Genomic DNA, 17,869 nt, shown 5'->3' with positions numbered 1-17,869 from the left:
GGCTCGCGGCCGACGGCGAACTCCTGTCCTCCTCGACCGTGTCCGGCTCCGGGGCGGCGGGGGGGGGGGCCCCCCCCCCGGGGGCCCCCCCCCCGGCCCGGGGGGCCGCCCGGCCCGGGGGCCGCCCCCCCCGGGGGCCCCCCCGGCGGTTCGGACATGTGACGCGCCGGCGCCGGAGTCAGTGACCGGACGGCGTGGTGGACCCCGTCCGCGAAGGGGCCGGGTCCGCCCCGCCGGCGCGCGCCGCCCTTTCGGGACCGCGCGCCGTGCCGGGCCGGTTCGGAGCCTGAGCCTCCGGCGCACGAGCCGAGTCCCGCATGCGCGCCGTACGCAGGGGCGACTGGGTCCACTCGGCGAACCACCAGACGCCGGCCACCACGGACGCCCACAACAGCCCGCCCAGCATCGCCCTCGGCCACGGTGAGTTCTCGGCCCACCGTTCGACGGCCGTCAGCGCCACCCACCCGGTGAGCAGCACAGTCAGAACTCGCACACGCCTATACCTGAACATCTCGGCCCGCTACCCGGTTGACGCCGGATTACACAGAGTGAGCCTGAACGGATTCCGGTGCCGGGTCGGGCGTGCCTTCGAAGGGCCCCGCAACCGGCACCGGATCCGATACTCCCTCCCGGCTTCCCGCGGAGGGAGGGGCCGGATGGGAGGAGGCCTCTCCTTGCCGCGTTCCGGGCATCCGCCCGACGCGCCTGCCCGGTGATCCGGTGCGCCGCGGGCCCTCCCGCCCGCCCCCTTCCCCGGGCACGGGGTTGAACGCAGCCGGGGAAGGCGGTGGGATGGAGCCATGGAGAAAGCGCTTTCGCCGCTCACTGTCGAACCCTCGGTACCCTTCGACCACCTCGATCACCGCTACCGTGGTGAGAACCCGATCCGCACGCTCGGCCATCTCTTCCGCCCCGACCGTGGCCGACTGGTCATGGCGGTGGTCATATTCGTCGTGAAACACAGCCCCATCTGGCTGCTGCCGCTGATCACCGCCACCGTCCTCGACGTGGTCGTCCAGCACGGGCCGGAGTCCGGGATCTGGAAGGCCACGGGAGTCCTGGTCTTCATCCTCGTCATCAACTACCCGCTCCACCAGTGGTACGTGCGGTTCCTCGGCGGCAGCATCCGCCGCATGGGCACGAGCCTGAGGTCGGCGCTCTGCCGGCGGATGCAGCAGCTCTCCATCGGGTATCACGCCAGGGTCAGCTCGAGCGTGCTCCAGGCGAAGGTGGTGCGAGACGTCGAGGCCGTGGAGCAGATGGTGCAGCAGAGCTCCGACATGGGACTCGGTGCCGTCGTCACGCTGACCGGCGGGCTCGTCGTCATCGGCGTACGGGTGCCCGAATTCCTGCCCGTATTCCTCGTGGTGGTTCCCGCCTCCGGCTTCCTCGTCATGAAGCTGCGCAGCCGGTTGCGCAGCCACAACGAGTCCTTCCGGCGCGAGGTCGAGCAACTGTCGTCCCGTGTCGGGGAGATGACCACACTCATTCCCATCACGCGCGCCCATGGACTCGAGCACACCGCGCTCGGCCGCGTAGACGGATCGCTGCGCCAGGTCTTCGCCGCAGGTCTGCGGCTGGACACCATCAACGGCCGCTTCGCATCCCTCGCCTGGGTCATCATGAACCTCCTCGGTGTGCTGTGCCTGGCGGGCTCGGCGCTCGTGGCCTATCACGGGTGGATGGCCGTCACCCCCGGCGACGTGGTGATGCTCAGCTCCTTCTTCACCGTGCTCACGGGCTCGGTGACGACACTGCTGGGTCTGGCTCCCGTGGTCACCAAGGGCCTGGAGTCCGTGCGTTCGGCCGGAGAGGTCCTGCAGGCGCCCGATCTGGAGAACAACGCCGGCAAGGAGAGGGTGCGGGACGTCGTGGGCCACATCGAGTTCCAGGATGTCGGATTCGCCTACGACAACGGAGCTCCGGCCGTCGACGGCTTCACCCTGTCCGCGCGGCCGGGGGAGACCATCGCTCTGGTCGGAGCCTCGGGAGCGGGGAAGTCCACCGTGCTCAACCTCCTCATCGGCTTCATCAGGCCCACCTCGGGCCGCATCCTCCTCGACGGAACGGACATGGCGGGGCTGGATCTCCGCACCTACCGGCGCTTCCTCTCGGTGGTGCCCCAGGAGTCGATCCTCTTCGAGGGGAGCATCCGCGAGAACGTCACCTACGGGATGGCCGACACCGACGAGCAGACCCTGATGCGCGCGCTGCGGGACGCGAACGCGCTCGATTTCGTGGACGGTCTCCCGGACGGGCTGGACACGGTCATCGGTGAGCGCGGCGCCCGGCTGTCGGGGGGTCAGAAGCAGCGGCTCGCCATCGCGCGGGCTCTCATCCGTGATCCGAGGGTGCTCGTGCTCGACGAGGCGACCTCCGCGCTCGACAACCGTTCCGAGGCCCTGGTGCAGGAGGCGCTGGGCCGGCTCGTCCACGGCCGGACCGTCTTCGTCGTGGCTCACCGTCTCTCCACGATCCAGGGGGCCGACCGCATCGTCGCCATGAAGGACGGCGGCATCTCCGAGGTGGGGACACACGAGGAACTGCTGGGCGCGGGTGGTGTCTACGCCGCTCTGCAGCCCTCCGCACCCAGGTGACCCGGCCTTCGTCAGGGCCCCGACGGGCCGAACGGAGCGAGCAGCAAGGAGAACTGATGACCGTCCATCCGCAGTTTCCGGGAGGGACCTCGGTCAGCCGTCTCGCGGTCTACGACTGGCCCGCCGACGACGAGCCGGGGCGGGCGGGCAGCGGCACGCCCCATCTGCACACCGTGTCCTCGGAGGGCTATGTGGTCTGGGGACGCCGTGCTGACATTCCCTCAGGACATTCTCGACGACCCTGAGCGCTACCAGGAGGCTGCGCGGCTCCCCGACCGGTCGACCGAGGTCACGGACGATCCCCTGGTGGCCGCAGCCGCCCGCCGGCGCAGGGACCTGGCTCTGGCCGGCTACACGCGGCTGCGGGCGAGGGTGGACGCCGAAGGGGCGCGAGGGCTGGCGGATCTGCACGCGGCCGCCGGCCGTCTGGTCGCCGGACGTGTGCCCGAGTGGCGAGCCGCGGTCCGTGCGGGGGCGGAGCGGAGCGCGGCCGGCGCGGTCGCCGCTCCGGCCGAACTCGCCCGAGGGGGCACCGGACACCTGGCGCAGGCCGCGGTCGCGGCGCGTACCGCGCGGCCGGGGCCCCCGCGGTACGGGATGTGCGGCCGGCTCAGCGCCTGGGAGCTCTGAACCCCGGGGACAGGCGCGTACGGCCGTCGCCGTACGCGCCCACCACCGGGCGGCTGTGGTCGCGCCCGGGCGCTGACACGCGTACGGCCTCCGGGACCCGTCGTGCAGGGCTCAGTCCCGCGCCGCGGGCTCCCGGGCCGCCCGGCAGGTGCTGTCGCGGACCACCAGCCGCGGGGCGATCTCCTTGTAGTGGGCGGGCGGTCCGCCCTCGATCTCCTGGACGAGCGCCTCCACCGCCGTACGGCCGACCGCGGTGAAGTCCTGATGGACGGTGGTCAGCGGGGGGATGAAGTTCCGGGCCTCGGGCATGTCGTCGAATCCCGCGACGCTCACGTCCTCCGGTACGCGCCGCCCGGCCTCGGCCAGGGCGCGCAGCACTCCGAGCGCCATCTGGTCGTTGGCCGCGAACACGGCGGTGAGCCCGGGTTCGGAGGCCAGCGTCCGTCCCGCGGTGTAACCGGAGTCGGAGTACCAGTCGCCGTGGATCGGCTCCGGCACGGGGCGCCGGTGGGCCAGCAAGGTGTCACGCCACCCCCGCATGCGCAGGAGGGCTGAGTGGGAGTCCTGGGGGCCGGCGACGTGCCGGACCGTCGGGTGGCCGAGCCCGAGGAGGTGCCGGGTCACGAGCCTGGCGCCCTCGTACTGGTCGGTGTCCACCACCGCGGACCGGTCGACGGCCCTGGAGTCCACGACGACGACGGGGACACCGTGGGGGAGCCGTTCCTGCGCGGCCTCGCCCTGCCGTGACTCGAGAAGCATGATCACGCCGTCGACGGCCTGCTCGCCCAGCCGGTCGAGGGCGGCGTTCACCTCGGCGTCCGTGGGGCGTGCCAACGGCATCAGCGTGAGGGTGTACCGCCGTTCGGTGGCGGCGGCCGCGACCGCCTCCAAGGTCCGGAGGTTCCCGTACGAGGCCAGAGTGAAGACGACGACGCCGATGTTGCGGAACCGGCCCGATCTCAGGGCCCTGGCCGCGGTGTTGGGGCGGTAGCCCAGTTCACGCATGGCAGTCAGGACACGTTCCCTGGTCGCAGCGCCCACATTGCTGTGTCCGTTGGCCACGCGGGAGACCGTCTGGCCCGACACGCCCGCCAGCCGGGCCACATCGTCGATGGAAGCCTCGCGCCGACGTGGCCGGTGCTCCCCGGATTCTGTGCCCACCCTGTCCGTGGCCTCCTTCGGAGCGCCCCGACGGCGCGTGGTCCTCGATCTCCGTCAGGGTAGGACGAGGGGGCGTTCCCGGGCGACACGGGGCCCGGGTCCGCGCGCGTGCCGCCCGGTTCACCCCGGAGCGCTCTTCCGGCACCACGGTGGCAGGCGCCCACCGCACGAATGTTGACGTCAACATCTCCGGTGCCTAGGCTCCTCGAGGTACGTGGACCCGCTTCCGCCCGGCCGTCACGCGGCCGCCGTGCCGTACCGGCTCCCGCGGTCTCGCCGGCGCCGTCCAGGCAGGCCGGCCGCAGGGGGTGTACGGCAGCCGGACCGCGATGTCCCGCACGCCGCCCCCCGATCCCGCCCGCGCGACACACGACGCACCACCTGAAGAGGCACCCGCGTGCCCGGAAGAGGACGGTCCCCGATGACACCCCGACGCCCCTGGCCCCTGAACGTCGACGGGATCGCCTACGGGGGTGACTACAACCCCGAGCAGTGGCCGCTGGAAGTCCAGACGGAGGACGTGCGCCTGATGAGGGAGGCGGGCGTCGGACTCGTCAGCGTCGCCATCTTCTCCTGGGCACAACTGGAGCCCAGGGAAGGGGATTTCGACTTCGCATGGCTCGATGCGGTGCTCGACCGCCTGCACGCGGCCGGCATCGGCGTGGCCCTGGCCACGGCCACCGCCTCGCCGCCCCCCTGGCTCACCCGAAAGCACCCGGAGATCCTTCCCCGGCTCGCCGACGGCACCGTGCTCCACCAGGGCTCCAGGCAGTCGTACGCCGTGGCCTCGCCGTTGTTCCGCGACTACGCCCTGGGCATGACCCGCCGCATGGCGGAGCGGTACCGCGACCATCCCGCGCTGGCCCTGTGGCACGTCGACAACGAGCTCGGATGCCACGTCCCGCACGACTGCTCCGACGCCGCGGCCGAGGCGTTCCGACGCTGGCTGCGGCACCGCTACGGCACACCGGCGGCCCTCAACACCGCCTGGGGAACGGCCTTCTGGTCCCAGCACTACGACTCCTTCGACGAGGTGCTCCCTCCGCTGTCCGCGCCCACCTTCGTCAACCCGACCCAGCAGCTCGACTTCGCCCGGTTCTCCTCCGACGAACTGCTCACCCACTACAGGGCCCTGCGTGATGTGCTCCGCGAGCTGACCCCGCACGTGCCGACCACCACGAACCTCATGATGTCCACCGGCACCAAGTGGATGGACTACTTCTCCTGGGCGGACGACCTCGACGTGGTGGCCAACGACCACTACCTCATCGCCGGCGACCCCGAAGCCCACATCGAGCTCGCCTTCAGTGCCGACCTCAGCCGCGGTGTCGCCGGCGGCGATCCCTGGATGCTGATGGAGCACTCGACGTCGGCGGTCAACTGGCAGCCGCGCAACCGCGCCAAGGGGCCGGGGGAGATGCTGCGCAACTCCCTCGCCCATGTGGCACGGGGGGCGGACGCGGTGATGTTCTTCCAATGGCGGCAGTCGGCGGCCGGCGCGGAGAAGTACCACTCCGCGATGCTCCCGCACGCGGGGGAGGACTCCGACGTCTGGCGCGGCACGCTCGAACTCGGGCGGCGGCTGCGGTCCCTGTCGCCGGTGCGGGGCAGCCGTGTCGTGGCCGACGTCGCACTCGTCTTCGACTATCCCTCCTGGTGGGCCTCCGAGTCCGAGGGGCATCCGACGCAGGCCCTGAGTTACCCGGACGAGGTGATGCGCTGGTACCGCGCCCTCTGGCGGCGGGGCGTCACCGTCGACATCGTGTCCCCCCGGACGGTCCCCTCGGGTCACCGGGTCGTGATCGTCCCCACCCTCTACGCCGTGGACGACGGGTGCGCGGCCCGCATCGCGGAGGCGGCGCACGGGGGAGCGAGTGTGCTCGTCACCTTCTTCAGCGGCATCGTCGACGAGAACGACCATGTGCGGCTCGGCGGCTATCCGGGCGCCTTCCGCGAGCTGCTCGGAGTACGTACCGAGGAGTTCCACCCGCTCCTCCAGGACGAGACCCTGACCTTGGACGACGGCACCAGCGCCACACTCTGGAGCGAGAGGACGCGCCTCGAGGGCGCGCGGGCCGTGCGCACCTGGGCCGAAGGCCCCCTGGAAGGGCTGCCTGCGGTCACCCGCAACCCCGCGGGACGCGGCAGCGCCTGGTACGTCGGCACCCGGCCGGACGCCGACGGAGTCGCGCGGATCGTCGACGCCCTCCTCGCCGAGGCCGATGTCGCCCCGGCCGTCCCGGGGCTGGCGGACGGGGTCGAGGCTGTGCGACGACGGGCCGACGACGGCACGTCCTTCCTCTTCCTCATCAACCACACCTCCCACGACGTGGAGGTGCCGGCCACCGGACGCGAGCTGATCCGGGGTGAGGAGGTGCGGTCGCATCTCACCGTGCCCGCCCTGGAGACCGCGGTGCTCCGCGAACGCTGAGGGCCCGAAGGCTCGTTCGGGGGTGCGCCGCGCACGCGCCCCTGCCGGCGCTGTCGGACCGGGTGCGGAGACGGGGGCGGGGCGCTCGGGGACCTACGGGTTCCGGGGCTCCCCGCCCTCACCCGTGCCCCGGCCCTCGCGGGCGCACGGGAAATCGAACTGTCGGGCGGCACTCGCGCAAGTGCGCCGACGCGGACGCGCAGGGAATCGGCTGCCCGTGCGACGCCTCATACCAGAGCGGGACGCCCGGCGGGCAACTTCGACAACTGCACATCGAGCACGGGCGATTGACGACTACCGTGTGTGGCCGGTGATCAACGGTGGGCTCATATCGGTCGAGCCTGCCCCAGCCGTTGACCCGGGCCTGACCGACCGCCGTAGGTGTCACCACACGAATGCCGATTCCTGGTGCCCCACGTACCGAGGACGATGATGTCTCAACTTCGCGCACCCACCGCGCGACCGGAACGCCGCGAAGGCGGACGGCACGGCCGTCCGGGCGGCCGTGCCCACTCGGCGTCCAGCCGGCCGCGCACCGCGCAGCCCACGCCCGACGCCCGGCTTCGGCCCCAACTGCTGCGTACCGCCCTCCTGCCGACCGTGGCCGCCGTGCTCAGCGGGGCCGCGGCGGTCATCTTCACCATCCGGGCCTCCGGGGTGCGCCCCTCGGGCAGCCTGCTGACCGCGCTCGGCGGTTCCGGGGCACTGGCCGTGGCCGCCGTGGCGGCGGCACTCCTCGGCGCCAACCGGGTGGCCGCGGGAGTGCATGAACGGTGCACGGCCCTGCGCCGCGCCGGTGCCCGCAACCACGCCGAGCTGCAGCGGGTCGTCGACCAGCTGCGTGACGGCGAACCCCTTCCGGCCCGCAGGGTCACCCCGGCCGCAGCCCCCGACGCCGACGCCTTCGACCTCCTCGGACAGGAGATGGACCGCGCCCACGACGACGCGGTGGCCGCGGTCGTGCAGGCGTCCCAGCTCTTCCAGGGCAGCGGCAACGAACAGAAGGTCGAGGTCTTCGTCAACCTCGCCCGCCGTCTGCAGTCCCTCGTGCACCGCGAGATCCAGATCCTCGACGAGCTCGAACACGAGGTCGAGGATCCTGATCTGCTGAAGGGCCTCTTCCACGTCGACCACCTCGCCACGCGCATCCGGAGACACGCCGAGAACCTCGCCGTACTGGGCGGTGCGGTCTCCCGCCGGCAGTGGAGCAACCCCGTCACCATGACCGAGGTGCTGCGCTCGGCGATCGCCGAGGTCGAGCACTACCCGCGGGTCAAGCTGGTCCCGCCGGTCGACGGCACCCTGCGCGGGCACGCGGTCGCCGACGTCATCCACCTGCTGGCCGAACTGGTCGAGAACGCCACCGTGTTCTCCGCCCCGCACACCCAGGTCCTGATGCGGGCCCAGCGGGTCACCGCAGGGCTCGCCCTGGAGGTGGAGGACCGCGGACTCGGCATGCCGGGCGCCGAGCAGAAGCGGATGAACACCCTGCTCGCGGATCCCGACCAGGTCAATGTCGCCCACCTGCTGCAGGACGGGCGGATCGGACTGTTCGTCGTCGCCTCGCTGGCCCGCAGGCACGGGATCGCCGTACGGCTGCAGAGCAACATCTACGGGGGGACCCAGGCGGTCCTCGTGCTGCCCGAGGTCCTGCTGGGCATCGACATCGACGCCACCACCCCCGGGGCGGCGCCCGTCCCGCCCCCCGCACCCGAGCCGGCGGCGGTCGTCCCCACACAGGCGGAACGGCCCGTCGTCCCGCCCCAGGCCGTGGAACGGCCTCCGCTGCGGCTGGACCGGCGACCGGAGCGGGACCGGCCCCGGGGAGACGGGCCGCCCCTGCCCCTGCGTCCCGAAAGGGTCGACCGCCCGAACCCGGCCTCGGCACCCCCCGCCGGTCCGGTCCCTGCTCCCGCCATGCCCGTGACGGCGGAAGCTCCGGCAGGGCACGACGGCCCTCCCGGAACCCGTCCGGCGGGCCCGGACGGACCCGTCCCTCCCTCGGCGCGAGCCGGCGGACCCGCCGGGAACCCGGCAGCCGGACCCGCCGGGAACCCGGCGGACACAGGGCGGCCCCGGCTTCCCAGGCGCAGCAACCAGGAACACCTGGTCCCGCAGCTGAGGGAAGCCCCGGTGCCGCGCGAGGAGGACGGGAACGCCCTGCACGACCCCGGTCTGATGGCCGCCTTCCGACGCGGGGTCGACCTCGCCGAGGCCCAGACCGCCGACGCGACCGGACCTGTGCGGGCCGATGCCGCCCACGGGGCCGCGCCGGCCGCGCCCGTTGGCCCCACGGCCGTCGGCGGGCAGAGGCCGCACGGCCTCGCCCCGCTCCCCTCCCGTAGCCCCCAGCCCGGCACCGGCGCCGTCGCGACGGCCCACGACCCGGCGGGTGGCGGTGGGCACCTGCTGCCGCACGCGTCCCGACCGGATCCACGCACCGAGAACCAGTTCAAGGAGTAGATGCAGCATGACGACCGACACGCCGTCCGGTCAGGTCTCGGACCTCGACTGGCTGCTGACCGGCCTGGTCCAGCGCGTGCCCTACACGCGCAGCGCGGTCCTTCTCTCGGCTGACGGCCTCGTCAAGTCCGTCCACGGGATGGACTCCGACAGTGCCGACCACATGGCCGCCCTCGCCGCGGGGCTGTACTCACTCGGCCGGAGCGCGGGGGCGCGGTTCGGCGACAACGGCGACGTGCGGCAGGTCGTGGTGGAACTCGACTCCACGCTCCTGTTCGTCTCGACCGCGGGCTCCGGGACCTGTCTCGCCGTCCTCGCCGGCCGTGAGGCCGACGCCGCGGTCCTGGGATACGAGATGGCCATGCTGGTCAAGAGTGTGCGCCCCTACCTGACGACGCCGCTCCGGCAGCCGGCCGGAGCACCGTTCACCCCGGGGCTGTGAGGATGCCGGCCCCGCAGGACGGGCCGTTGCTCGACGACGCGGCAGGCCGGCTCATCCGCCCGTACACGGTGAGCGGCGGCCGGACCAGACCGACCACCGTGCTCGACCTGCTCTCCCTGGTGATGGCCACGGGGAGACACCCCCAGGCGCACCTCGGCCCCGAGCACACGGTGGCCCTGGAACTCTGCGACGGACCGACGTCCGTGGCGGAGGTCGCGGCCCAACTCAGGCTGCCCGCGGTCATCACCAAGGTGCTCCTGTCCGACCTGGTCGACTGCGGCGCGGTCACCGCCCACGCCCCCGCTTTCCATGACATGCCAACCGACCGATCCCTGCTGGAGGCAGTGCTCGATGGTCTACGACGACAGCTCTGACAGCTCCGGAAGCTCCGGCTACTTCCCCGTGGCCCTCAAGGTCCTCGTCGCAGGCGGGTTCGGCGTCGGGAAGACGACGTTCGTGGGAGCGGTCAGCGAGATCGCGCCGCTCAGCACGGAGGAGCTGCTGACGCAGGTCAGCGCCGCGACCGACAGTCTCGAAGGCATCGAGTCCAAGACGGCGACGACCGTCGCCATGGACTTCGGCCGGATCACGCTGTCCGAGCAGCACGTGCTCTACCTCTTCGGCACCCCGGGCCAGGAGCGGTTCTGGTTCATGTGGGACGAGCTGTCCAAGGGCGCCCTCGGCGCGGTGGTCATCGCCGACACCCGCCGGCTCGCCGAGTGCTTCGCCGCAGTCGACTTCTTCGAACGGCGTGGCATCGGATTCATCGTCGCGGTCAACGAGTTCGACGGCGCCTACCGCTACGAGCCGGAGGAGGTGCGGGCCGCACTCGACCTGGGCCCTGACGTACCCGTCGTGCTCTGCGACGCAAGGATCGCCAGCTCGGGCACGGGTGCGCTCGTCACCCTCGTCCAGCACCTCATCAACGCCACGACGCCCGCACCGCTCACCGGCTTCGGAGCTCATCCATGAGCATCCGTGGCGCCGCCGTGCGGACGCCGTCCTCCCCGCCGCCCGGGCACGGCCCGGAACGGGATCGCGCGCGAGGACGGTACGTGCCCGGAGGAAGGAGACCCGGATGAGCGCCACCGCCGACGACGTGCGTGCCGTCGCGCTCTCGCTGCCCGACACCGCCGAGAAGCTCGCCTGGGGGCAGCCGACCTTCCGGGTAGCCGGAAAGATCTTCGCCGCGCTTGGCGACGACGACGTGACGATGGGCGTGAAGTGTCCCGTCGAGGACCGCGCCGAGCTGATCGCCTCGGAGCCGGAGAAGTTCTTCGTGCGTGAGGGGCACGACGACAACTACGCCTGGCTGCGTGTCCGGCTGGCGGCGCTCGACGACGTGACCGAGCTCACCATCATCCTCACCGACTCGTGGCGGCAGGCGGCCCCGCGCCGTCTCCTCGCCGCCCACCCCGAGCTCGGCCCGCCCGCCCCCGGCGACTGACGGTCCTCGGGGGAGTCGCAGGAAGCGGTCGCTGTCCGGGGCCTCGGCGGTGCCGGGAGAGACCCGCAGCACCCGGTCGTACAGGACCCGGAGGGCGTCCAGGGGTGGAGGGCACCGCCGGACCGTGCTTCTCGTCACCGGTCATCAGGCCCATCGGTCGGGGGAGGTCGTCGTAACCGTGGACCGGCCGGGGTGCGGTGCTCACGTCTTGTCCGGTCACGCGGCCCAGCGCTCAACATCAAGTTTGCTCGAGGTCAAGCGGCCAGGAAACGGGTTCGTGAGCACCGGCCCGAGTGCGGTATTGTTCTCATGCGCGTTCGGCCAGGGGAAAGCCCAGGTCAGCGAGCAGCGGGACGTGGCGCAGCTTGGTAGCGCACTTGACTGGGGGTCAAGGGGTCGCAGGTTCAAATCCTGTCGTCCCGACTGGAGACAGTCGCAGGTGAGGGCCGGTTTCGGAGGTTTCCGACACCGGCCCTTGATCGTTTTTGGGGACCAGTTGGGGACCAGTTGGGGACCAGTCCCTCTTGACCGCTGTCAGCGGGTGATGGCGATCCTGCTGGGCGGTGTACGTGGTGCGGCCAGGTGTGCGGTGAGCGCGGTACCGGCTGCTGTGATCTTGTGGACGTCGGAGTGCAGGTAACGCTGGGTGGTGGTCAGTGATCCGCGGCCGGCGATGCGTCGCAGGACGTGGATCTGGACTCCGGCGTCGGCGAACCAGGTGAGGCCGGTGTGGCGCAGGTCGTGGCGGCGCAGGTGTTCGTAGCCGAGTCGGGCGACGACCTCGTCCCAGTGGGTGGCGTCGCGCAGGACGGCGGTGGAGATGCGTCCGCCGCGGGGGCCGGTGAAGAGGCGGGCGTCGGGGTCGGGGCCGGCGGACAGGACATGCTCGGCGACGAGGGGGCGGATCTCCTCGATGGATGGGGACCTTGCGTGCCCGCTTCCCCTTGGTGCCCTTGTCGGTCAGTCCTCCTGGTGCGGGAGTTGTCTGGCGTTGCACGGTCCAGATCCACTGGGTGGTGTCGATGTCGCCGACGCGGCAGCCGGAGACCTCGCCGATGCGTGCGGCGGTGCAGGCAGCGAAGAGGACGACGTCTCCCCAGCCCCGGTAGCGGTCGTGGGACGCGGCAACCAGGGCTTCTGACAGGTGGACGAGGGTTTCCCAGTCGGGCAGGGCCAGGGCGCGGGGGTCGAGGAGTTCGTCCTGGGCCTGTTTGTAGAGCCGCTGCCGGCCGGTGACGCGGGCGGGGTTGACCTTGATGATGCCGTCACGGACGGCCTGCTCCATGACACGCACCAGCACGGCGATGGTGTTCTTGACCGTGGAGCGGCTGTGCTCGTCGGCGATCCGGTTCTGCACGGCGCGGTCGACGACGCCGTTGGTGATCATCCGTACCGGGAGATGCCCGACGGCGGGGACAACGGGTTGCTTGAACCTTCCCCTTGATCGTGGACATCTGGAGACTGGGATATTGAGGTTCCAGTTGGAAGAAACCGTCATGACCACACCGGCCCTCCAAGCCGCGTGACTGAACCTGTCACCTGAAGGTGCGGCAGACCCTACTGCCTGCTGGGATGTGTGACACGGCGTCATTGGCGGCACCCTTTGGGCGAGGGCCCTGGAAGCGGTTCGGTGCTCTCGGGGCCGTCGTTGCCGCCGCGGTTGATCTGCCGCCAGCCGAGCAGCCAGGGAAGGCAAACGGTTACCCTGCGGCAGCGGCGGCGTACTCGTGGTCGCGGTACTTGTCGAAGTCGTAGCCCCGGGCGGCACAGGCGCCGGGGCTTGCGGCGGGGGCGTCCCCGCGTACCTCGGATCGACGGGATGGTCTATGCGTTTCTCCGCGGCTGAGCCTCCGAAAGGATGAACCGGCCGCCGATCCCGGCGCGCCCCGCTGCCGGAGGTCGCACTCTGCGGAGAGAGACGGCCGGTGCCGCGGCGACCGTGGGGGTGCTCGGCAGCGGGAGAGGGGAGTGGTGGTGGGATCAGCCAACGGCGAGCCACAGGTACCGTTGCGGGACCGGGCGCGCTATCGGTTCGACCGCACGCTGGCTCGTTCGACGGGCACGCTGATGGGCTGGCTGGTGATTACCTGCCTGGCTGTCGTCGTCCCGGTCAGCCTGCTGCTGGTGTGGACGGATCCGGGATCGCCTACGTCGCTCTCGGGGCGGCTGACCGCTGCGTGGCGGATCAGCGCGGAGACGCTGCGGCTGGGTGCGGCCACCGGCACGCCACTGCGCATGATGCTTTCCGCGGTGCTCGGGTTGGTCGCGCTGCTCTGTGTGTCGACGCTCGTCGGTGTGATCACGACCGGACTGGCCGATCGAATGGCGGAGTTGAGCAGGGGCCGGTCCACGGTTCTGGAGCAGGGGCACGTCCTGGTGCTCGGCTGGTCGGACCAGGTGACTACCGTGGTGGGTGAACTGATCGTCGCGCAGGCCCCGCGGCGGCGGCGCGCGATCGTTCTGCTGGCCGACCGTGACAAGGCGGTGATGGAGGAGGCGCTGGCCGCGAGGGTCGGGCCAGCTGTCCGCGGCCGGATTGTCTGCCGCAGCGGTCCCCCCAGCGACCCTGACGTTCTCGCCCGCGTCAGCCCGCGGTCGGCGGGCACCGTGGTGGTCCTGCCGTCGGCGGGACCGACGGCGGACGCCGAGGTGCTGCGCGTCCTGCTGGCCCTACGGGCGGTGATCGGGGGTTACACCGACGGGCCTCCGGTGCTCGCGGCGGTTCGGGACGACCGGTACCGGGCACCTGCCCGCCTGGCCGCGGGCCCCCTCGGCACGGTTCTGGAGGCGGACACGGTCACGGCCCGGCTGATCGCCCAGTGCGTCGGCCGTCCCGGCCTCTCCCTCGTCCTGCGTGACCTTCTCGACTTCGCGGGCGACGAGTTCCATCTCACCGATGCCACCGCGTTCCAGGGCGGTCCTTTCGGGGCGACTCTGCTCTGCCACCCGGATTCCTGTGTGGTGGGACTGCTCACACCCGATGGCCGCACGCTGCTGAATCCGCCTGCCGACACCCTCGTCCTGCCCGGAAGCTGCCTGATCGTACTCGCCCGCGACGACGACAGCGCCAGCGTCGCGGACTGCCGGCACCTCGTCGACGTCTCGGCGATCGCCACGGCCCGGCCCGAGCCAGCCGGCCCGTCCCGGCTGCTGCTGCTCGGCTGGAACCGCCGTGCACCCCTGGTCCTGGAACAGTTACGCAGCACGGCCCGCTCCGGATCCGTGGTGGACGTCGTCGCCGACAACGCCGTACCCGGGCCCAGAGAACCGGAGGCGGACAGACCCGCCCGGCACGATGTGCGATTCCGGTCCCTTGCCCTGTCCCGACCCGAGGTCCTTCTTGACTTCGACCTAGACCCGTACGACGGGGTGATCGTCCTGGGCCCGGATCAGGGCGAGGGCCGCGACCACCCGGACGACTGGACTCTGGTCACCCTCCTGGCCGTGCGGCTGCTGGATCAGCGAACGGGACGCGAGACGCAGATCGTCACCGAACTCGTCGATGACCGCAACCGCCCACTGGCACCCGTGAACAGCGGTTCCGACGTCATCGTCAGCGGCATGCTGGTCGGCCTGCTCATGGCTCAGATCACCCAGAACCGGCATCTGGCCCCCGTCTTCGAGGAGTTGTTCTCCGCAGAGGGCAGCAGTGTCTGCCTGCGCCCCGCCTACGCGTACATTCGCGAGGGCGCCGAAGCCACGTTCGCCGACGTCGTCGCCGCCGCTCAGATGCGTGGCGAGTGCGCGATCGGCTACCGGCGGCAGGACCTCGCGCGCACCGGCTCCGATGACCACGGCATCAAGCTCAACCCGGCGAAGGCCGAGCGGCGCATCTGGCACGCCGAGGACCAGATCGTGGTGATCGCGACGGACCACCTGCCACCCCCTTCGCTCGCCGGCGAACCACAGGAGTCCACTACCAAGGACAACTGAAGCCAAAGGTGCTTCCGGAAACGTGTCCGGCCTGTCAGGGCTGTCCGGCCTGCAGCCCAGGCAGGCCAGGCAGCGGGCCGATGAGCGCCTGGCCGCGAGGATCCGCGAGGTCCGCGCGGCCTCCTGCGGCGCCTACGGCTCCCCGCGGGTCACCGCCGAGCTGAAGAACAAGGGTCTGCACGTCAACGAGAAGCGCGTCTCCCGGGTGATGCGTCGGACGGTAAACAACGCGGGGTGTTCACGAGTAGGACTGACCAGCCACGTCCCAAGGCATTGGAGATCACTTCCCGGCTCGGCAGTGATCGTTCCCCACTCATGGGCAGCGATGGAACCCGCGATCCCACGCACGAGTGACCCCGAAGCCCATCCGAGCGAAATCGCCCGCTCCTGACCGAATACTCCGCACTTCAGCAGCTATACAGGATTCGTTTCCCTGCCTGGCCACAAGGTTGGCCCAGCGAATCGGAGTGTCATGACAGCACCACGTCGCGGAACGGTTCTGACGGTTGCGGCACTGGCCACATTCGCCCTGCTCTCCGGGCAAGGCGCGGCTGTAGCCGACGGCCCGGTTGTCGAGACCGGTGGCGCCGTGCGAGGACAGGCCGGCCTGACAGAAACGGGTCGTGAGGCGAGGGCCCCCAAGCTGCCTTACCTCTGTAGCGGCAAGGTCGACTATCCCCACAGCTTGCACACGAAGAACTACACGATCAACGTGCACTTCGACACAGCGTGCAAAATGGTCGCTCCAAACGTCTCGACCGAGGGCAGCCTTTCCCGGTCGCGCTGGTGCGGCTGGGAGCAACTGAAAACGTCCAAGGGCGGGAAGAAGAACACCCGCAAACTGCGTGTGGTGGCGCCTAAGGGCTGCAAGGCGGGAACGAAATACCGCTACAAGGGCCAGGCGCGCTTCTACGTATCTGGGCCGCAGGGCAAGGGCTCAGCGCACGTGTACAACCAGAACGACAGCGAGATCAAGTACACGAAGCGGTGAGTCGTGAGTCGTGCGTCGGTAGCTGTGGCGGACGCCGTCTTTCCGGCGATGGCGTTGGTCTCCTGCAGCTCGAATCGACAAGGCGGCTCCGACCCCTCCCCGGATTCGATGCCACCCGCGCCGAGCGCACGCGACGGTCAACACGGAGCTGCGCTGCCCCTGGTGGCCGGCCGGTGGCCAAAGAGCAGTGGCCACCATCCGCCGGAAAGCCTCACATGGAGACGAGCGCCCCTCTTGCAATCGGGAAGTCCTCTGTCTGCGGAGGTCGCGGGGCCGGAGCAGCCCTGGTACGCGTCGTTCATGACGCATAAGACCGTCAACCGGGCCGGAATTCCGGACGAGAGTCCGGAGAATCAGCGCGTGCTGGCATGCGGCCAGGGCATCGCGAAGCCCGGCTGTCGGATCACCTCGCTCGGCGGCCACCGGTGGCGCATCGAGACACTCGCGCCCGCACCTCAGGACCATCCGTACCGAATTCTATATGTGCAGTGGCCCTCGAACGGCCCGGGAGAACCCGAGAACTGGGCCTCATGGCAACTACCCACCCCCTGAACGCCATGGCCGGCGATCACGCGGGCCTGGCTCGCTGGGCCCTTGGCAGGATGGGTGCCGCAGCGGCACGGGACATCCAGTTCGATGCAGAGGCGCAATACGTCCAGCACCGCTTTCCGGATGATGTCTCGGGCCGCTACGGCTGGCACAGCGTGGGACGCTTCGAAGAAACGGAGGCCACTTCGGCGGGCCGGCTCCGCATCGACTCCGAGTCCAGTGCCCGCCTCCGCAAGGAGGACGAAGCCGCCGATGACCCCCTGCTCTTACTCTGCGATCCCGCCCGTCTGATCAGCGGTGTGGCTACCGCCTCGGCGGGTCAGTGCACCTGGATCGACGGGCGCTCCTGCGTCGCCGTCAACCTGGTCCCGCATCCCTGGACCGCCGACCCGCAGGACCCCTGGCTCCCGCCTGGGGTGACCTACCTGACCGCCGGCGTCGACACCGCCACCGGATTCCTCCTGCGCACCCGCGCCTACGACAGGCAGGGCTGTTTCCGCTCCGGCCACCTGCGGGGGCTGCGCACCACGGCAGACGGCAGTTCACCGATCACCGACGCAGCGCGGATGCCGGCTGGTGCGGAGAAGGGGGCGGCGTTCGTTCTGGCGCGCATGGCAACCAGCCTGCTCGATCCCGTACGTCTGAGAGCCGAAGTCACGGCCGTCCCGGAGATCGAATCGGACCTGTCGGTAGCGAGTGTGCCTTCCAGTCGCTCATGGGCTGTCACATTTCGAGGCAGGAACACGATGACGGTGGAGATGAGCGGTGATTACGAACCCGACCAGGCCGACCCTGCGGCAGCCAGACTCGCGGAACTCCTCAGTCCGGCCCGCGTTGTGTCGCACCTCGCAGAGGTCACCACGGCCGGGCCCACCTCCGTCAAGGCCACGGTACGGCCGATGCGGTCCTTCCCATTCAGCGCCTGGGCCCCTGAAGAAGGGCTCGTCTGCCACTTCACTCTCGATCCGGACACCGGCATCCTCCTTCGGGCCAACACCGAGGACGGATCCCGAACACTCTTTCGCATGGACGTCACCCCCCAACGGACCGATTGACCAAACCGAGGGCAGTAGGTCGACGACAAATGTGTTCGCTGGGCTGGGGAGAGAGTCGTGGGGGGTGGGGGGGGCGGGCCCGGGACGACCCGGGCGCGCCCCGCAAGAACAACCACGAGCAGGGGAAAAGAAAAAAAAAAAAAAAAAAAAACCAACACAAACAAACAAAC

Annotated in this window: 14 protein-coding genes, 1 tRNA gene and 2 pseudogenes; 13 read left to right on the top strand and 4 right to left on the bottom strand. The window is 70.7% G+C overall.

Going from position 1 to position 17,869, the window contains the following annotated elements; all coding sequences use genetic code 11:
* Positions 1-178: 178 nt before the first annotated feature.
* Positions 179-493 (bottom strand): hypothetical protein, encoded by a 315-nt coding sequence (locus ACFXOA_RS31240; RefSeq protein WP_385035378.1) that lies wholly within the window; start codon positions 491-493, stop codon positions 179-181.
* Positions 494-800: 307 nt separating this feature from the next.
* Here ACFXOA_RS31240 and ACFXOA_RS31235 point away from each other — a divergent pair, with 307 nt between their 5' ends.
* Together ACFXOA_RS31235 and ACFXOA_RS31230 are read left to right on the top strand one after the other, a co-directional pair.
* The gene (locus ACFXOA_RS31235; RefSeq protein WP_385035376.1) at positions 801-2,597 is read left to right on the top strand and encodes an ABC transporter ATP-binding protein; all 1,797 of its coding nucleotides are present in this window, start codon (positions 801-803) and stop codon (positions 2,595-2,597) included.
* 207 nt (positions 2,598-2,804) lie between these two features.
* Positions 2,805-3,227: a hypothetical protein gene (locus tag ACFXOA_RS31230; RefSeq protein WP_385035374.1), complete on the top strand. Its 423-nt coding sequence runs from the start codon at positions 2,805-2,807 to the stop codon at positions 3,225-3,227.
* A gap of 111 nt (positions 3,228-3,338) precedes the next feature.
* Here the strand turns inward: ACFXOA_RS31230 and ACFXOA_RS31225 are convergent, their stop codons facing one another.
* The gene (locus ACFXOA_RS31225) at positions 3,339-4,388 is read right to left on the bottom strand and encodes a LacI family DNA-binding transcriptional regulator (protein ID WP_385035372.1); all 1,050 of its coding nucleotides are present in this window, start codon (positions 4,386-4,388) and stop codon (positions 3,339-3,341) included.
* Between the two features lie 421 nt (positions 4,389-4,809).
* On the opposite strand from ACFXOA_RS31225, the gene ACFXOA_RS31220 reads away from it, so the two are divergent.
* From ACFXOA_RS31220 to ACFXOA_RS31195, 6 genes are all read left to right on the top strand, one after another.
* A complete protein-coding gene (locus tag ACFXOA_RS31220) occupies positions 4,810-6,819 on the top strand; it encodes a beta-galactosidase (protein ID WP_385035370.1) in 2,010 nt (669 codons plus the stop codon).
* Between the two features lie 432 nt (positions 6,820-7,251).
* Positions 7,252-9,282, top strand: coding sequence for an ATP-binding protein (locus tag ACFXOA_RS31215; protein WP_385035368.1), 2,031 nt, complete (start codon positions 7,252-7,254; stop codon positions 9,280-9,282).
* A gap of 7 nt (positions 9,283-9,289) precedes the next feature.
* Positions 9,290-9,724 carry a roadblock/LC7 domain-containing protein gene (locus ACFXOA_RS31210; protein WP_385035366.1) on the top strand — a complete coding sequence of 145 codons (435 nt, stop codon included), beginning with the start codon at positions 9,290-9,292 and terminating at the stop codon, positions 9,722-9,724.
* Between the two features lie 2 nt (positions 9,725-9,726).
* Positions 9,727-10,098, top strand: coding sequence for a DUF742 domain-containing protein (locus ACFXOA_RS31205; RefSeq protein WP_385035364.1), 372 nt, complete (start codon positions 9,727-9,729; stop codon positions 10,096-10,098).
* The gene (locus ACFXOA_RS31200) at positions 10,076-10,696 is read left to right on the top strand and encodes an ATP/GTP-binding protein (RefSeq protein WP_385035362.1); all 621 of its coding nucleotides are present in this window, start codon (positions 10,076-10,078) and stop codon (positions 10,694-10,696) included. Before ACFXOA_RS31205 ends, ACFXOA_RS31200 begins: the two co-directional genes overlap by 23 nt.
* Before the next feature lie 106 nt (positions 10,697-10,802).
* The gene (locus tag ACFXOA_RS31195; RefSeq protein WP_385035360.1) at positions 10,803-11,171 is read left to right on the top strand and encodes an MmcQ/YjbR family DNA-binding protein; all 369 of its coding nucleotides are present in this window, start codon (positions 10,803-10,805) and stop codon (positions 11,169-11,171) included.
* 18 nt (positions 11,172-11,189) lie between these two features.
* Here ACFXOA_RS31195 and ACFXOA_RS31190 read toward each other — a convergent pair.
* Positions 11,190-11,325, bottom strand: a pseudogene (locus ACFXOA_RS31190) (transketolase); the annotation flags it as partial.
* A 195-nt stretch (positions 11,326-11,520) separates the two neighbouring features.
* On the opposite strand from ACFXOA_RS31190, the gene ACFXOA_RS31185 reads away from it, so the two are divergent.
* A tRNA-Pro gene (locus ACFXOA_RS31185) sits at positions 11,521-11,594 on the top strand.
* A 111-nt stretch (positions 11,595-11,705) separates the two neighbouring features.
* On the opposite strand, the pseudogene ACFXOA_RS31180 reads toward ACFXOA_RS31185, so the two are convergent.
* Positions 11,706-12,639: pseudogene (locus ACFXOA_RS31180) on the bottom strand (tyrosine-type recombinase/integrase).
* Between the two features lie 506 nt (positions 12,640-13,145).
* On the opposite strand from ACFXOA_RS31180, the gene ACFXOA_RS31175 reads away from it, so the two are divergent.
* The 4 genes from ACFXOA_RS31175 to ACFXOA_RS31160 all read left to right on the top strand — a co-directional run bounded on the left by ACFXOA_RS31175 (position 13,146) and on the right by ACFXOA_RS31160 (position 17,699).
* Positions 13,146-15,104 (top strand): NAD-binding lipoprotein, encoded by a 1,959-nt coding sequence (locus ACFXOA_RS31175; RefSeq protein WP_385035358.1) that lies wholly within the window; start codon positions 13,146-13,148, stop codon positions 15,102-15,104.
* A gap of 22 nt (positions 15,105-15,126) precedes the next feature.
* Positions 15,127-15,495 (top strand): IS3 family transposase, encoded by a 369-nt coding sequence (locus tag ACFXOA_RS31170; protein ID WP_385035356.1) that lies wholly within the window; start codon positions 15,127-15,129, stop codon positions 15,493-15,495.
* An 81-nt stretch (positions 15,496-15,576) separates the two neighbouring features.
* Positions 15,577-16,095: a hypothetical protein gene (locus ACFXOA_RS31165; RefSeq protein WP_385035354.1), complete on the top strand. Its 519-nt coding sequence runs from the start codon at positions 15,577-15,579 to the stop codon at positions 16,093-16,095.
* A 602-nt stretch (positions 16,096-16,697) separates the two neighbouring features.
* Complete coding sequence (locus tag ACFXOA_RS31160; RefSeq protein WP_385035352.1) at positions 16,698-17,699, top strand: hypothetical protein; 1,002 nt, start codon at positions 16,698-16,700, stop codon at positions 17,697-17,699.
* Positions 17,700-17,869 lie beyond the last annotated feature (170 nt).

The sequence above is a fragment of the Streptomyces sp. NPDC059166 genome (genome assembly GCF_042755185.1).
Classification (GTDB): domain Bacteria; phylum Actinomycetota; class Actinomycetes; order Streptomycetales; family Streptomycetaceae; genus Streptomyces.
Note: the sequence above shows the minus strand (reverse complement) of the source record. Positions and strands in the feature narration are given on the sequence as shown.

Bases quoted from the DNA above. Each gene is read 5' to 3' on its own strand.
- ACFXOA_RS31235 (WP_385035376.1), top strand. From the start codon at position 801: ATGGAGAAAGCGCTTTCGCCGCTCACTGTCGAACCCTCGGTACCCTTC.
- ACFXOA_RS31220 (WP_385035370.1), top strand. From the start codon at position 4,810: ATGACACCCCGACGCCCCTGGCCCCTGAACGTCGACGGGATCGCCTAC.
- ACFXOA_RS31215 (WP_385035368.1), top strand. From the start codon at position 7,252: ATGTCTCAACTTCGCGCACCCACCGCGCGACCGGAACGCCGCGAAGGC.
- ACFXOA_RS31210 (WP_385035366.1), top strand. From the start codon at position 9,290: ATGACGACCGACACGCCGTCCGGTCAGGTCTCGGACCTCGACTGGCTG.
- ACFXOA_RS31205 (WP_385035364.1), top strand. From the start codon at position 9,727: ATGCCGGCCCCGCAGGACGGGCCGTTGCTCGACGACGCGGCAGGCCGG.
- ACFXOA_RS31200 (WP_385035362.1), top strand. From the start codon at position 10,076: ATGGTCTACGACGACAGCTCTGACAGCTCCGGAAGCTCCGGCTACTTC.
- ACFXOA_RS31195 (WP_385035360.1), top strand. From the start codon at position 10,803: ATGAGCGCCACCGCCGACGACGTGCGTGCCGTCGCGCTCTCGCTGCCC.
- ACFXOA_RS31165 (WP_385035354.1), top strand. From the start codon at position 15,577: ATGACAGCACCACGTCGCGGAACGGTTCTGACGGTTGCGGCACTGGCC.
- ACFXOA_RS31160 (WP_385035352.1), top strand. From the start codon at position 16,698: ATGGGTGCCGCAGCGGCACGGGACATCCAGTTCGATGCAGAGGCGCAA.